Origin of the sequence: Streptomyces sp. NPDC096310 (genome assembly GCF_044763125.1) — a bacterium.
Lineage (GTDB): Bacteria > Actinomycetota > Actinomycetes > Streptomycetales > Streptomycetaceae > Streptomyces.
This window is the reverse complement of sequence record NZ_JBIWFO010000017.1, coordinates 69,903-84,508: the sequence shown is the minus strand read 5'-3', so window position 1 is coordinate 84,508 and position 14,606 is coordinate 69,903. Positions and strand designations below refer to the sequence as shown.

The window sequence follows — 14,606 nt, the reverse complement described above, 5'->3', positions numbered from 1 at the left end:
CGCGACCTGGCACCGCGCCCCGAGGCCGCGACCTGGCGCCGGGCCCTGAGGCGGACCCTGGCACCGCGACCTGAGGCCGTGCCCCCGAGGCCGGGTGCGGCGGTCACAGCTCGGCGCGGGTGTCCTCGTCCGTCGCCCGGGTCAGCAGGGCGGTGGCCCGTCGGCCGCCCACCACGCAGTCGAGGGTCACCGGCAGGGCGGCGGAGGCGGCGCCCGGGTTCGCCTCCAGCCAGCCGTGCACGCAGGAGAGCACGGCCGCGGGGTCGGGCCGTACCCAGGGCTCGCCCCGCGAGGTGTCCGCAGTGATCCGCACCGCGAGCGGCCCGGAGGGCCCGCCCCCGGAAAGCGCCCCGGGAACGGCCGGTTCGCGGCGGAGCAGGACGCAGCGGTCGTGGGCCAGGACGGCCGCCGCGGTCCGGCACGCGGGATGCTCCTCCAGAGCATGGGCCGTCCAGCCGCCCGCGGTCCACACCGTGTCCGCCCTCCATACCGTGTTCGCCGTCCACACGGTGTCCGCCGCCCACTCACTGTCGCGCATACGGTCGGCGTCCGGCGTCGCGGCCCGCGCGCGCCGGTGGACGAGCCCGGCGCCGCGCATCTCGTCGAGCGTGGACACCCCGTCCTCCGCGGCCACATGACCGTCGTGCGGCCCGCTGTCCAGCGGATGCCGGGCCACGGACACCACGCTCCCCCGTACGTCGACCCGCACCGCGAGCGCGCTCGGCCGCTGCGCCGTGATCCGGGGCACGGACAGCGGGCGGGGGCGGATACGGCCGGGGAGCGGTTCCAGGCCGAGGAGGGGGTAGCAGCGGGCACGGAGGTGTTCCAGCGAACGTTCCCGCTGGTCGAAGGCGGCAGCGGCCAAAGCCCCCGTGTCCCCCGTACGGTGGCCTGTGACGGCCGCGTCGATCACCGCGGCCGGCGGTTCGTCCGGCGCCAGCCGCGGTACCCGGGCGAGCAGCCCGGCCATCGGGCTGGCCGCCAGCAGCTCCGTACCGCCGTCGTAACAGCCGATCAGGGGCAGGTCCAGGGCGGCGGGGTAGAGAGCGGACGAGCCGTGGTCGGTCAGTACGCAGTCCGCGGCGCTGAGCACGGCGGCCCACTCCTCGTGGGGCCGCGCCACCAGCAGCCCGGCGGCGAGCGCCGGCGCCAACCGCTGCCGCAGGGTGAACCCGCCCAGCCTGCTGTGGACATTGGGGTGCAGGACGAGGGCCACCTGGTAGGCGTCGTACGGCAGTTCGGCGGTCAGCCGCCGGAGCAGCCCCGGCCGGCGCGCGAGCAGCGACTCGGGCCCCCACGTCGACACCACGGCGACCAGCCGCCTGCCGCCGGTGCCGAGCGCGTCCCGGTACCGCTCCCGGAGGGTGCGGGACGCGAGGAACCGGTCCAGCGTCGGATCCCCGACCACGGCGGCCCGGCGCGCCGCGGCCGGTGCCTCACGGGCGAGCCGGGCCAACTGGTCGGGGTGCGCGAGGGCGTGCAGAGCGGCGAGCGGGGTGCCGCCGCGCAGGAGCTGCCGTGTGTGGAGTCCGGACGCAGAGTCGTCCGTCGAGGTGTGGGGGAGCCGCTTGTTGAACCCGGCGCCGTGCGGCAGCAGCACCAGCGGTCCTGGCAGCTCGTGCAGCGGTCCGTTGGGGCTCGCCGCCACCACGAGGTCGTGTCCGCCGCGTACGGCCTCGGACCAGGGAATCGTCCGGGCGCCCGCCCCGTCGAGCGCGGCGAGCGCGTCCGTACTGAAGTCGGAGCCGGGGACAAGCGTGAAGACCGGGCGGACACGGTGGTCCCCCGCGAAGGCGGGGAGCGTGTCGAGCAGCCGGTTGAGCGCGGTGGCGGAGCGCACGGCGTACAGAACGGTCCGCAGCGCCGGTGCCGTACCCCCGCCGTCGGCGCTCTGTGCGGAACGTGTGGATACGGCGCTTCCCGGGGTCTGCGAGGGGTCCCCGGGCCCGGGACGGCACGACGGCATGGTCGCAGACTCTACCTCCGGCGCCTCACCCGTAGTGCGAGAGCACGCCGGAAAGCCTGCCGCCCGGGGGCCGGGTCGGTTTCCCGGCCCGGTCCGTGCGACAGGCTTCCGTCAGCCGGTCACGCGCGCCACGAAGAATGTCAGGCGGTGTGGAGGGTGAGGCCGTAACGGCTCAGGATGGGGTTGATCGGCTGGTAGAAGCTCTGGCCGCCGCTGGTGCAGTTGCCCGAGGCGCCCGAGGTGACGCCCTGGGCCTGGTCGCCGCTGATGAACGAGCCGCCGGAGTCACCGCCCTCGGCGCAGGCGCTGGTCTGCGTCATCGAGTAGACCGGGCCCTGGGAGTAGTTGACGGTGATGTTCTTGCCCTGGAGCGTGCCGCAACGCCAGTGGGTCGTGGAGCCGGAGCGGCAGATGGAGGCGCCGACCGGGGCCTCGTTGGAGCCGCGGACCAGCTGGTCGGAGACGGTGCCCCAGCCGAGGACGACGGGGACGGTCCACCAGCCGCTGCCGACGTTCACCCAGGCGTAGTCGTTGCCGGGGAAGGTCGAGCCCTGGAAGTTGCCGATGTACGAGTTGTCCCAGCCACGGACCTGGCCGCCGGTCGAGCCGCAGTGGCCGGCGGTGACAAAGCCGCCGTGCACCGAGAAGCCGATGGAACACCGGACGTTGCCGGTGTAGTAGGGGTCGCCGCCGACGGTGCCCGCGGCGGTGGTGCTGGGCGCCTCGGCCGTCCTGTCGACGGTGACGGGGCCGGCCTGCTGGGCACGGGCCACGAAGGCGCGGACCGCGCTGTCGTTCCGTCGGTCGGCGACGACGTTCACCACGACCTGGTTGGTCTGCGCGTCGACTCCCCAACTGGCGACGCCGTCGGGGGCGGAGTCGGCGAGCGCGTCGATCTTCGCCTTGGCCGTGTCGAGCTGGCGCGCGCTGTGCTTCACCACGCGTACGGTCGCACCGGTCGCCCGGATCGCGTCGGCCTTGGCGGCGTCGGTGACGGCGACCGTCAGGGTGTTGCTGTCGGCGTTGAACCAGGAGCCGCCGTACGAGGATCCCGCCGCGCGCACGGCCTTCCCCTCCACGGCGGTCGCGGTCTTCTCCGCGGCCAGCCGGGCCACGGCCTCGCTCTTCGTCAGGCCGAGGTCCTGCTGCATCGCCGTGAGCATGCCCGCGGAGGCGGGGGCCTTGGTGTCGGAGCCCGCGGCGGGGGCGGCGGCCGCGGGGGCGATCCCGGCGGTCGCCCAGGTGCCGAGGAGGAGGAGTGCGGAGAGCCCGGTGCGTACAACTGTCGTACGTCTCAAGGGAATTGCCCTTCTGTGTTCCAGCAGCGTGGGGGTGGAACAGCAGCGCCTGAGAGCGCTTCCAGGCGATGCCAGGCGGAGCGTAACCGAGGGATGCGTGACAGGTCCATACCAAGGGTGGCGCGTGCGTCCGGGAGCCGTTCCGCCGCTCTCTGCCTCCCCCGGTGTCCCCAGGTGCGATCGTTTAATCCTTCGAGCGTGGGTTGTTGGCTTGTTAGGGTCGACGGCGTGGCGAAACTCAATCAGATAATCGCGGTCGAAAAGGGCGTCAAGTCCAAGGCCCACCAGGACCTGACGGCGGCCCATCACGGACTCCAGAAGCCGGCGCTGCTGGCCGGGATCTCCCGTACGTACCAGGCGAAGGACGAGGAGGGCGAGCAGCTTCCGCCCGAGTCCACCCGGGTCCAGGTCAAGGCCGAGGACGTCCTGCGCGAGACCGCGAGGACCCTGACGCGCCTGTTCGACGTGACCGCGACGAAGGACTGGGCGAACTGCACGGCCCGCGCCGATGTCACCGTCGAGGGACGGGTGCTGGTGAGTGACGTGCCGGTGGCGTACCTGCTCTTCCTGGAGAAGCAGCTCACCGACCTCAACACCTTCGTACGCAAACTGCCGGTGCTGGACGCGGCGGAGTCCTGGAGCCAGGACCCGTCCACCGACGCGTGGAAGACGGAGGCGGTACGCACCCTCCGTACGAAGAAGGTGCCGCGCAACCATGTGAAGGCGGAGGCCACGGAGAAGCATCCGGCGCAGGTCGAGGTGTACTACGAGGACATTCCCGTCGGTTACTGGACCACGGTGAAATTCAGTGGCGCGCTGCCGGCCCGCCGGGTCAACGAACTGCTCGACCGGGTCGAGAAGCTTCAGCAGGCGGTGAAGTTCGCCCGCGAGGAGGCGAACAGCGCCGAGGTCACCGACGAGCGGGTGGGTGACGCTGTCTTCGGCTACCTGTTCGGGTAGTCTCGCTCGGGTGGAACAGAGCAGTTCCCCATGATTCCCCGGCCGTCGGGGCAGGGCTTGAGCCCTGTTCCGGTGTGTGCCGGGGTGCGCGAGGAGCGCAAGCTGAAACTGAGGCTTGTCGTGACGGCGCGGTTCCAGTGGAGGTTCGAGTCCTCCCCGCGGCACATCCGTACGGATGGACGGGCCGCGGTAGCCCAACGGGCAGAGGCAGACCGCGATCAATCTCAGACTATTGCTCCAGACTCAGCATTCGCCGCCGATCGCCGGATCGAACGGGCCCAGGCCCCGGACGTCGAAATGCCGGTTCGACTCCGGCCTGCGCAGCTCGATGCGCGGTGGTCCAAAGGCAGGACGCGGCGACTTCATGAATGACCTGGGTTCTTAAACGAGCCGGCGTGCCAATGGGTGGCATCTCAGGGCCCGGGAGGTTGGCTACGCCCCCGGGTCCGCTCCTTTTTCCGCGGCCGCTCCTTCGGCTTTCCGGGGCTGTTCCTTCGGCCGGCTACTGGCGGTATCCGCCCAGGAAGCGTCCGATACGGCTGATGGCCGCGTCGAGATCGTCGGCGTACGGGAGGGTGAGGATCCGGAAGTGGTCGGGGCGCGGCCAGTTGAAGCCCGTCCCCTGCACGACCTGGATCTTCTCGCGCAGCAGCAGGTCCAGGACGAACCGCTCGTCGTCGTGGATCTTGTGCACCTTGGGGTCGAGCCGGGGGAAGGCGTACAGCGCGCCCTTCGGCCTGACGCACGACACGCCGGGGATCTCGTTGAGCTTCTCCCATGCGCGGTCGCGCTGCTCGTACAGCCTGCCTCCCGGCGCGGTCAGCTCCTTGATGGACTGCCGGCCGCCCAGTGCGGCCTGAATGGCGTACTGGGCGGGCGCGTTGGGGCACAGGCGCATCGAGGCGAGCATCGTGAGCCCTTCGAGATAGCTGCGCGCGTGCTGCTTCGGACCGGTGACAAGGAGCCACCCGGAGCGGAAACCGGCCACACGGTACGTCTTCGAGAGCCCGCTGAAGGTGAGGACGACCAGGTCGGGGGCGAGGGAGGCGGCGGTGTGGTGGACCGCGTCGTCGTAGACGATCTGGTCGTAGATCTCGTCGGCGAACACCATGAGCTGATGACGGCGGGCGAGATCGAGGATACCCTCGACGATCTCCCGCGGATAGACCGCGCCGGTCGGGTTGTTGGGGTTGATGATCACCACGGCCTTGGTGCGGTCGGTGATCTTCGAGGCCATGTCGTCCAGATCCGGGTACCACTCCGCCGACTCGTCGCAGAGATAGTGCACCGGCCGCCCGCCCGCGAGGGTGGTGACAGCGGTCCAGAGCGGGAAGTCGGGGGCGGGGATCAGGACTTCGTCGCCGTTCTCCAGCAGCGCCTGTACGGCCATGGAGACCAGCTCCGAGACGCCGTTGCCGAGGAAGATGTCATCGACCGTGACATCGTTCAGCCCGAGGGCCTGGTAGCGCTGGACCACGGCGCGGCGGGCGGAGAGGATGCCCCGCGAGTCCGTGTAGCCGTGCGCCTGCGGCAGCATCCGGATCATGTCCTGCAGGATCTCGTCCGGTGCCTCGAACCCGAAGAGCGCGGGGTTGCCCGTGTTGAGGCGCAGCACGCTGTGGCCCGCCTCCTCCAGCGCGTCGGCATGTTCGATCACCGGGCCGCGGATCTCGTAGCAGACCTCACTGAGCTTGCTCGACTGCCGGAATTCCATGCGGTGGCCTCCCCGACCTTGAGTGCGATACTTGGTTTTACCAAGTGTGAGCTTGGAAAGTCCAACGACATGTCTAGACTGCGTCGCATGCCACGTCGCCGAAGCTATGACCAGTACTGTGCCGCCGCCCGCGCCCTCGATGCCGTGGGCGACCGATGGACTCTGCTGATCGTCCGTGAACTGCTGGCGGGGCCGCGCCGCTACACCGATCTGCACGCGGATCTGCCGGGCGTCAGCACGGATGTGCTCGCGTCCCGGCTGAAGGACATGGAGCGCGACGAACTGGCCACGCGGCGCAGGCTGCCCCCGCCGGCCGCCGCGTATGTCTACGAACTGACGGAGCGCGGACGGGGGCTGCTGCCCGTCCTCACCGCGTTGGCGGAATGGGGCGCTCCGGCGCTGGAGGAGCGCCGCCCCACGGACGCGGTACGGGCCCACTGGTTCGCGGTACCGCTGCTGCGGGCGCTGTCGGGGCCGTGCGGCGCGCCGGGGGCCGAGGGGGTGGTGGAAGTCCGGCTCGACGAGGGCGTGTTCCACCTGCGGCTCGGGGGAGAGGGAACGGACGGAGCGGACGGAGCGGTACGGGACGCCGCTCGGCCGGCGTACGGCGACGGCCCCGCGCCCGGTCCTGACGCCTGTCTGACCCTGGACTCCGACACCTGCCGGGCGCTCGGCGCGGGCGTGCTGACGGTCGCGGACGGGGTGCGGGACGGACGGATCGCGGTGGCGGGGGAGGGAACGCTCGCGAAGGTCCTGCGGGGCGAGTGAGGTACGGCCGGGTGCGCGGGCCGGGTGGGGTGCGCGGGCCGAGTGGGTGCGCGGGCCGGGTGGGTGCGCGGGCCGGGTGGGGACAGCCAAGGGCGGGCGCGCCCCACGTCAACCTCGTGCCGCTCCGCTTCCCCGGACGCTGGACGATGATGGACCGGTGCGACTCGAAGCGATCACCTGGGAACGGCTGACCGAGGCCGTCGCCGACCGGCTGCTGGAGACCTCGGCGGCCGACGGCGGCCCCTGGCTGCGTGTCGCCTTCGACGGCGCCCCGGCCGCCCGCCCGGACCGGCCGGCCGCCGCGCTCGCCCAGGCGCTGCGCGTACGCGGCCGTTCGGTGCTGGTCGTCGGCGCCGGTGGCTTTCTGCGCCCGGCGTCGCTGCGGTACGAGTACGGGCGCGAGGACCCCGACACGTACTACAGCGGATGGTTCGACACCGGTGCCCTCTGGCGCGAGGTGCTCGGCCCCCTGGACCCGGGCGGCACGGGGCTGGTCCTGACCGACCTCTGGGACCCGGCCACCGACCGGGCGACCCGCTCCCCGCGCCGCGAACTCGCCCCGGGCGGGGTGCTGGTGGTGCACGGGCCCCTGCTGCTGGGGCACTGGTTCCCGTTCGACCTGACGGTGCATCTACGGCTGTCACCGGGGGCGCTCCGGCGCCGTACGGAACCGGACGAGCGCTGGACGCTCCCCGCCTTCGAGCGGTACGAGACGGAGGTGGACCCGGCCGCGAGCGCCGATGTGGTCGTACGGGCCGACGACCCACGCCACCCGGCGTGGAGCGGCCTGGGCCCCGCCTGACCGGCGCACCTCCCGCTGCTCGGCCAACTCCTCAGCCTCACCCCGCCGCTGCTCGGCTCCCGAGCTGTTCACTCCGTGCCCGGTCGGCCGCCCGGGATCTCCACCGCCCGGGCGCCCGCCCGGCAGCCGGCCTCCGCCGCCCGCGCCGGGTCCGCCCCGCCGAGGCGTGCCGCCAGGAAGGCGCCGGTGAAGGAGTCCCCCGCGCCCGTCGAGTCCACGGCTCGTGCCGGGAACGCCGGGACCCTGGCCGTCACCGTGCCCCGCTCGGCCACGAGCGCCCCGTCGCCGCCCAGCGTCACCACCACGACCGGTACCCGCCTGCTCAGTTCGGCCGCCGCGTCAGCCGGGTGCGGCAGACCGGTGAGCAGCCGGGCCTCGTCCGCGTTGGGGAGCAGCGTCTCGGCGCCCTCGACCGCCGCGAGGAAACGATCCGCCCCCAGCTCCTTGAGAAAACCCGCGGAGGCGGGGTCCACACTCACCGGAACGCCGCGCTCCAGCGCCGAGCCCAGCGCGGCGAGAGCCAGCGGCCGGCTCGTGTCGGCGAAGAAGAGATAGCCGGAGAGATGGAGCCGGCCGACCCCGTCGAGCAGATCCGGCGACCAGGCGGCGGGCGGCAGGCGCAGCGCGGCGCCGCTGTCGGTGAGCAGGGTGCGCTCGGCGGTCGCGTCGACCAGACAGACGACCGTGGCCGTCGGCGCCCGTGCGTCGACGACGAGGCGGGCCCGTACCCCCGCGCGCCGCAGCCGTTGCGCGTGCCAGTCGCGGGCGTCCGCACCCACCCCGGCCAGCAGCCGGACATCCGCGCAGCCGGTGTGCGCGGCCCAGCAGGCGGCGTTCGCCCCGGAGCCGCCCGGCAGCGTACGGATCTCGGCGGCGGTGTCGGTCCCGTGGGCCAGCGGGGTGCCGTACCGCGCCACGACATCGGTGACCACGTCACCGATCACCAGCAGCCCCGTCCCCGGGCGATCGTGACGGGCCGTCACCTGTCGCCTTCCCCGCGCCCGGCGGCTCCGTGATCGTCTGCCGGCGGATGCCCGGCTGCTGGGTCCCCTGCCGGTGGACGCCCGGGCGTGGTGGGCGCCGCCGTGGCCGTCCACGCCCCGGCGATCCGCGTGGCGAGCCGCACCGTGCCGCGTACGGCCGCGAGATTGGCCTCCAGCGAGGCGCCCGAGGTGCGCCGCGCCAGCAGGTCCAGCAGGAACGGGGTGACGGCCTGGCCGCCGATGCCCCGCTCCGCGCACGTGGCGAGCGCCTCGGCGAGCACCCGGTCGTGCAGCTCGGGATCGAGCTGGTCCGCCTCCGCGACGGGGTTGGCCACGATGAGCGCGGTCTCCGGGCCGCCCAGCGCGTCCTGCGCGCCCATCACCGCGGCGACCTGTTCGGGCGTCCGCACCGTCCAGTCGACGGGCTCGCCCGAGGAGGACAGGTAGAAGCCGGGGAAACGTTCCGTCCCGTAGCCGAGGAGAGAGACCCCCAGCGTCTCCAGGCGCTGGAGGGTCGCCGGGACGTCCAGGATCGACTTGACCCCCGCGCAGACCACCGTGATCCGGGTCCTGGCCAGCAGCCGCAGATCGGCCGACTCGTCCTGGGTCTCGGTCCAGCCGCGATGCACCCCGCCCAGGCCGCCCGTCGCGAAGACCCGGATCCCGGCGCGCGCGGCGAGAAACGCGGTGGCGGACACGGTCGTCGCCCCGCTGGCGCCCGCCGCGATCGCGGGCGCCAGATCGCGGTGGCCCAGCTTCCGTACGGAGCCGTCCCGGGCGATCCGCCGTAACTGGTCCCGGTCCAGGCCGACATGGGGCCGGCCGTCCAGGACGGCCACGGTCGCGGGGACGGCGCCGCCGGAGCGTACGAGTCCTTCCAGCTCCTCTGCGACGGCCAGGTTCCGGGGCCGCGGCAGACCGTGCGCGATGATCGTCGATTCCAGGGCGACCACGGGGCGGCCCGTGGCCAGCGCCTCCCGTACCTCGGGGGAGAGCTGCGATGTGGTGCCTGCTGTGTCGGGCATGTCCCCATCCCTGGCACCCGGGGGGCTCACGCAAACGTGCCCGCACGCCCGCCGGCGGCGCCGACGGCCGGAAACATCCCCCTCCGTCCGGTCGCGGTGCCAGGGCAGGCGAGCCCAGCAAGATCCGAACGAGAGACCCTAGAACAGCGGCTCCGGAAGCACTCCCTCCAGGGCCAGCAGCCGCCGCTTCGTCTCCAGCCCGCCGCCGAAGCCGCCCAGCCCGCCGTGGCTCTCCACCACGCGGTGGCACGGCACGACCACCGGCAGCGGGTTGGAGCCCATCGCCACGCCGACGGCCTGCGCGGCCATGGGCTGCCCCACCCGGCCGGCCAGATCTCCGTAGCCGACCACCGTGCCGTACGGGACACCCGTCGCCAGTTCACGCAGCACCTGGCGGTTGAAGCCGGAGGAGAGCGTCCAGTCCAGCGGCAGGCCGAACTCCCGCAGCTCACCCGCGAAGTACGCCGCCAGCTCGCGTATCGCGCCCGTCAGCAGGCCGGAGGCGGACTCGACCGGCTCGGCGCCCAGGTGGTCCCTGAGCTGGGTGAGCGCCTTCTCCCGTACGCGCGGCTCCGCGTGGAAGACGACGCGCACCAGCCCCCGGTCCGTCGCGGCCAGCAGCAGCGGCCCGATGGCGCTCTCGACGACGCTCCACTCCACCGGCGAACCCTGCGACCGCCCGTACTCGTTCATGGGGACCACGGTACGGGCCGCCACTGACAACGCTCCTCGCCGGCGGCGACGGGAGCCGGGCCCGGGTCAGCCGACCGCGTCCCGCACCACGTCGGGGTTGTTGGTGATGATGCCGTCCACGCCGAGGTCCCTGACCCGTACCGCGCCCGCCGCGTCGTTGACGGTCCAGGTGCTCACGGTCAGCGGCTTGCCGTGCGGGCCCTTCAGACGGTGCACCGTCGCCACGTACTCCCCGGTCAGCGAGGTGTACGCCGGGTTGATCTGGTCCGTGAACGCCGCGTACGACGGCAGTTCGGCCACCGGGGGTGTGCCGAGGAAGCCCGTCGTGATGTCGGGGCGCCCCTGGTGCACGGTGCGGACGCTGTCCGCGCTGAAGCTCTGGATCACCAGCTTCTTGCTGACGTGCGTCCGGTCCAGCCAGCCTTCCTGGCGCAGCACCCGCAGAATGTCCTTCTCGATGCCCGGATACAGCTCGGGGGACTTGATCTCCAGGAGCAGCTTCTGCTGGTTGGCCTCGACCGCGCGCAGATACTGCTCCAGCGTCGGTACGCGGGTGCCCGCCCACCGCTCGCCGAACCAGCTTCCCGCGTCCAGCCGGGCGATCTCCGCGGCGGTGAAGTCCTTGACCTTCCAGGGCGCCCGGTCCGGGAAGACCTGCTCCACGTCCGTGGTGCGCGGGAGGCTGTCGTCGTGGATCACGACGAGCCGGCCGTCCTTGGTCCGCTGGACGTCGTTCTCCACCCAGTCGATGCCCAGCGCCCCGGCCGCGTCGACGGCCGGGAGGGTGTTCTCCGGCGCGTAGGCGGAGGCGCCGCGGTGCGCGATCACGAGCGGGCTCCCGCACCGCGCCGCCGGCTCCGCGGTGGCGGTGGCGGCCGTGGCGGTGCCCGGGAGGATCAGTGCCGAGACCCCGAGCAGTGCGGCGGCCGTGGTGACTGAGGTGCGTGCGTACACGTGGACTCCTCGCGTCGTGAGGTGGTCGTGAAGGGGGCGTGCGGTGGAACGGTCCGCCCGAGGGTGACACCCTTCGGCCAACGGGAGACAGGCGAAGGCTGGCCACAACATGAAGTCACAGCATGAGGTGGCATCGTGAAGACACGCCGGGGGAGAACTGTCCGGGAGTTGTGGATACACGGGTCCGGGACGACCTCTGTCGATAAATCGCCGAGTACCTGTTTGAATCCAAGGCCGACCGTCCTACCCTCCCGAAACCAGCGCATCCGTACAGTGAGCACAAGGGGCGAAGGGCAAACCACCATGCAGGGCACCATCGATGGATTCAGCTACGGTCTCGTCACACCCGTGGCGGCCTTTCTCATGGCCTGCCTCGGCTCGGCGCTGGGCCTGCGCTGCACCATGAGATGCCTGCGGACCCGGCGCGCCTGGAAACCGGGCGGGCTGGCGCTCGGCGCCGCCTCGATCGGCTCCGGTGTATGGACCATGCACTTCATCGCGATGACGGGGTTCGTCGTCGCGGAGGCGCCGGTCGGCTACGACCGGCTGACGACCTTCGCCAGCCTGGTGGTGGGCATCCTCATGGTCGGCATCGGGATCTTCATCGTGGGCTATCGCGCGTCGACCCCGATGGCCCTGCTCACCGGCGGGACCATCACCGGCCTGGGCATCGCCACCATGCACTACCTCGGCATGGCGGGGCTGCGGCTCGACGGCGGGAGCATCGATTACGACACCACGACGGTCGCCCTCTCCGTGCTGATCGCCGTCACCGCCGCCACCGGCGCCCTCTGGGTCGTCGTCTCGCGCCGGGGGTTCCTGGCCAGCCTGGCCGCCAGCCTCGTCATGGGCGCCGCGTCGACCGGTATGCACTACACGGCGATGGCCGCCGTCCATGTCCACCTGGAGGAGACGGCCGCGGGGACCGGCGAGCGGGCCGCCGAACTGCTCGTCCCGATGCTGATCGGCCCGGCGGTCTTCCTGCTGCTGGCGGGCGTCGCGGTGGTCGTCGACCCGCTGCTGCTGACCGGCGGCAGGGAGCGGCCCACGGGCTCCGGGGCGGGTCCGTGCGGACACTCCGGGGTGCCGACGCAGCGCATCCGGCCGCGCCCGGCCTACCGTGACCCGGCCGCCAGGACCGCCGCCCGCTCCCCGCGCCGCAGCCCTCCGGACGTCCACGACTGGTGATCCAGGACCCGTCGGGCGCCTGATCCGGCGCCGCCCCGGGAGCCGCTCGGGACCCCACTGTCAGTGCGGGGTCGTACGGTGGATTCATGCGGCCCGTTTCCAAGATCGAACGTACGGTGGCGCCTTTCGAGGTCGTCAGCTCCTACCAGCCCAGTGGCGACCAGCCCACGGCCATCGCCGACCTGGAGCGGCGTGTGCGCGCGGGGGAGGAGGACGTCGTCCTGCTCGGCGCGACCGGCACGGGAAAGTCGGCGACCACCGCCTGGATGATCGAGAAGCTTCAGCGTCCCACCCTGGTGATGGCGCCGAACAAGACGCTCGCCGCCCAGCTCGCCAACGAGTTCCGTGAGCTGCTGCCCAACAACGCCGTCGAGTACTTCGTCTCGTACTACGACTACTACCAGCCCGAGGCGTACGTCCCGCAGTCGGACACCTACATCGAGAAGGACTCCTCGATCAACGAGGAGGTCGAGCGGCTGCGGCACTCGGCGACGAACTCCCTGCTCACCCGGCGCGACGTGGTCGTGGTCGCCTCGGTCTCCTGCATCTACGGCCTCGGTACGCCCCAGGAGTACGTGGACCGGATGGTGCCGCTGAAGGTCGGCGAGGAGCTGGACCGTGACCAGCTCCTGCGCCGCTTCGTCGACATCCAGTACACGCGCAACGACCTGGCGTTCACCCGGGGCACCTTCCGCGTCCGCGGCGACACCATCGAGATCTTCCCGGTCTACGAGGAGCTGGCCGTCCGCATCGAGATGTTCGGCGACGAGATCGAGGCGCTCTCCACGCTGCACCCGCTCACCGGCGAGGTCATCAGCGACGACCAGGAGCTGTACATCTTCCCGGCGAGCCACTATGTCGCGGGACCCGAGCGCATGGAGAAGGCGGTCAACGGCATCGAGCGGGAGCTGGAGGCGCGCCTGGCGGAGCTGGACAAGCAGGGCAAGCTCCTGGAGTCCCAGCGCCTGCGGATGCGGACGACGTACGACATCGAGATGATGCGCCAGATCGGCTCCTGCTCCGGTATCGAGAACTACTCGATGCACTTCGACGACCGGTCCCCCGGCAGTGCGCCCAACACCCTCCTCGACTACTTCCCCGAGGACTTCCTGCTGGTCATCGACGAGTCGCATGTCACCGTCCCGCAGATCGGCGCGATGTACGAGGGCGACGCGTCCCGCAAGCGCACCCTGGTCGACCACGGGTTCCGGCTGCCCTCCGCACTCGACAACCGGCCGCTGAAGTGGGAGGAGTTCCAGGAGCGGATCGGCCAGACCGTCTACCTCTCGGCCACACCCGGGGCGTACGAGCTGTCCCGCTCCGACGGGTTCGTCGAACAGATCATCCGCCCCACCGGGCTCGTCGACCCCGAGGTCGTCGTCAAGCCCACCGAAGGCCAGATCGACGACCTGGTGCACGAGATCCGCGAGCGCACCGCGAAGGACGAGCGCGTCCTGGTGACCACCCTCACCAAGAAGATGGCGGAGGACCTCACCGACTACTTCCTGGAGCTGGGCATCCAGGTGCGGTATCTGCACAGCGACGTGGACACGCTCCGCCGCGTCGAGCTGCTGCGCGAACTGCGCGCCGGGGAGTACGACGTCCTCGTTGGCATCAACCTGCTGCGGGAGGGCCTCGACCTGCCGGAGGTCTCCCTCGTGGCGATCCTCGACGCCGACAAGCAGGGCTTCCTGCGCTCCGGCACCTCCCTCATCCAGACCATCGGCCGCGCCGCGCGCAACGTCTCCGGCCAGGTCCACATGTACGCGGACAAGATCACCCCGGCGATGGAGAAGGCCATCGACGAGACGAACCGCCGCCGGGAGAAGCAGACCGCGTACAACACCGAACGCGGTATCGACCCGCAGCCGCTCCGCAAGAAGATCAACGACATCGTGGCGACCATCGCGCGCGAGGAGGTCGACACCGAAGCCCTGCTCGGCACGGGGTACCGGCAGACCAAGGACGGCAAGGCGAAGACCACACCGGTCCCCTCGCTCGGCGCGCAGCCGGCGAGGAGCGGGCGGACCACCGGCGCGGTGGTCACCGACCGGCCCGCCGCCGAACTCGCCGGGATCATCGAGGACATGACCGAGCGGATGCGGGCCGCCGCGGCCGAGCTGCAGTTCGAGATCGCCGCCCGGCTCCGCGACGAAGTGGGCGAACTGAAGAAGGAACTGCGGCAGATGAGAGAGGCGGGGCTGGCCTGACACGCCGGACACCTGGTGTGTTGCAAGACCGACACAAAAACGGTC

At 71.8% G+C, this 14,606-nt stretch carries 12 protein-coding genes; 5 read left to right on the top strand and 7 right to left on the bottom strand.

Features of this window, described 5'->3' with window-relative positions:
* Window positions 1-103 precede the first annotated feature (103 nt).
* Complete coding sequence (locus ACIQ7D_RS26675) at window positions 104-1,840, bottom strand: translation initiation factor 2 (protein WP_403941568.1); 1,737 nt, start codon at window positions 1,838-1,840, stop codon at window positions 104-106.
* Between the two features lie 266 nt (window positions 1,841-2,106).
* A complete protein-coding gene (locus ACIQ7D_RS26670; protein ID WP_403941566.1) occupies window positions 2,107-3,264 on the bottom strand; it encodes a S1 family peptidase in 1,158 nt (385 codons plus the stop codon).
* A 228-nt stretch (window positions 3,265-3,492) separates the two neighbouring features.
* Here ACIQ7D_RS26670 and ACIQ7D_RS26665 point away from each other — a divergent pair, with 228 nt between their 5' ends.
* Window positions 3,493-4,224 (top strand): hypothetical protein, encoded by a 732-nt coding sequence (locus ACIQ7D_RS26665; protein ID WP_403941564.1) that lies wholly within the window; start codon window positions 3,493-3,495, stop codon window positions 4,222-4,224.
* 502 nt (window positions 4,225-4,726) lie between these two features.
* On the opposite strand, the gene ACIQ7D_RS26660 is transcribed toward ACIQ7D_RS26665, so the two are convergent.
* Window positions 4,727-5,938, bottom strand: coding sequence for a pyridoxal phosphate-dependent aminotransferase (locus tag ACIQ7D_RS26660; protein ID WP_403941562.1), 1,212 nt, complete (start codon window positions 5,936-5,938; stop codon window positions 4,727-4,729).
* A 69-nt stretch (window positions 5,939-6,007) separates the two neighbouring features.
* On the opposite strand from ACIQ7D_RS26660, the gene ACIQ7D_RS26655 reads away from it, so the two are divergent.
* Window positions 6,008-6,706, top strand: coding sequence for a winged helix-turn-helix transcriptional regulator (locus tag ACIQ7D_RS26655; RefSeq protein WP_403941561.1), 699 nt, complete (start codon window positions 6,008-6,010; stop codon window positions 6,704-6,706).
* Between the two features lie 157 nt (window positions 6,707-6,863).
* Complete coding sequence (locus ACIQ7D_RS26650) at window positions 6,864-7,508, top strand: uridine kinase (RefSeq protein WP_403941559.1); 645 nt, start codon at window positions 6,864-6,866, stop codon at window positions 7,506-7,508.
* Between the two features lie 68 nt (window positions 7,509-7,576).
* Here the strand turns inward: ACIQ7D_RS26650 and ACIQ7D_RS26645 are convergent, their stop codons facing one another.
* The 4 genes from ACIQ7D_RS26645 to ACIQ7D_RS26630 form a co-directional block, all read right to left on the bottom strand.
* A complete protein-coding gene (locus tag ACIQ7D_RS26645) occupies window positions 7,577-8,491 on the bottom strand; it encodes a carbohydrate kinase family protein (RefSeq protein ID WP_403941557.1) in 915 nt (304 codons plus the stop codon).
* The gene (locus ACIQ7D_RS26640) at window positions 8,488-9,516 is read right to left on the bottom strand and encodes a pseudouridine-5'-phosphate glycosidase (protein WP_403941556.1); all 1,029 of its coding nucleotides are present in this window, start codon (window positions 9,514-9,516) and stop codon (window positions 8,488-8,490) included. Before ACIQ7D_RS26640 ends, ACIQ7D_RS26645 begins: the two co-directional genes overlap by 4 nt.
* Before the next feature lie 138 nt (window positions 9,517-9,654).
* Complete coding sequence (locus ACIQ7D_RS26635) at window positions 9,655-10,209, bottom strand: methylated-DNA--[protein]-cysteine S-methyltransferase (RefSeq protein WP_403941554.1); 555 nt, start codon at window positions 10,207-10,209, stop codon at window positions 9,655-9,657.
* A 66-nt stretch (window positions 10,210-10,275) separates the two neighbouring features.
* Entirely contained in the window at window positions 10,276-11,163 is an 888-nt protein-coding gene (locus tag ACIQ7D_RS26630) for a glycerophosphodiester phosphodiesterase (RefSeq protein WP_403941552.1), read from the bottom strand.
* A 303-nt stretch (window positions 11,164-11,466) separates the two neighbouring features.
* Here ACIQ7D_RS26630 and ACIQ7D_RS26625 point away from each other — a divergent pair, with 303 nt between their 5' ends.
* Together ACIQ7D_RS26625 and uvrB are read left to right on the top strand one after the other, a co-directional pair.
* Window positions 11,467-12,351 carry an MHYT domain-containing protein gene (locus ACIQ7D_RS26625; protein WP_403941551.1) on the top strand — a complete coding sequence of 295 codons (885 nt, stop codon included), beginning with the start codon at window positions 11,467-11,469 and terminating at the stop codon, window positions 12,349-12,351.
* Window positions 12,352-12,437: 86 nt separating this feature from the next.
* Window positions 12,438-14,561 (top strand): excinuclease ABC subunit UvrB, encoded by a 2,124-nt coding sequence (gene uvrB / locus ACIQ7D_RS26620; protein WP_403941550.1) that lies wholly within the window; start codon window positions 12,438-12,440, stop codon window positions 14,559-14,561.
* The last annotated feature ends 45 nt before the right edge of the window (window positions 14,562-14,606 follow it).

Coding starts and splice junctions, on each gene's coding strand:
- ACIQ7D_RS26640 (WP_403941556.1), bottom strand. CDS start 9,516: ATGCCCGACACAGCAGGCACCACATCGCAGCTCTCCCCCGAGGTACGG.
- ACIQ7D_RS26655 (WP_403941561.1), top strand. CDS start 6,008: ATGTCTAGACTGCGTCGCATGCCACGTCGCCGAAGCTATGACCAGTAC.
- uvrB (WP_403941550.1), top strand. CDS start 12,438: ATGCGGCCCGTTTCCAAGATCGAACGTACGGTGGCGCCTTTCGAGGTC.
- ACIQ7D_RS26625 (WP_403941551.1), top strand. CDS start 11,467: ATGCAGGGCACCATCGATGGATTCAGCTACGGTCTCGTCACACCCGTG.
- ACIQ7D_RS26660 (WP_403941562.1), bottom strand. CDS start 5,938: ATGGAATTCCGGCAGTCGAGCAAGCTCAGTGAGGTCTGCTACGAGATC.
- ACIQ7D_RS26635 (WP_403941554.1), bottom strand. CDS start 10,209: ATGAACGAGTACGGGCGGTCGCAGGGTTCGCCGGTGGAGTGGAGCGTC.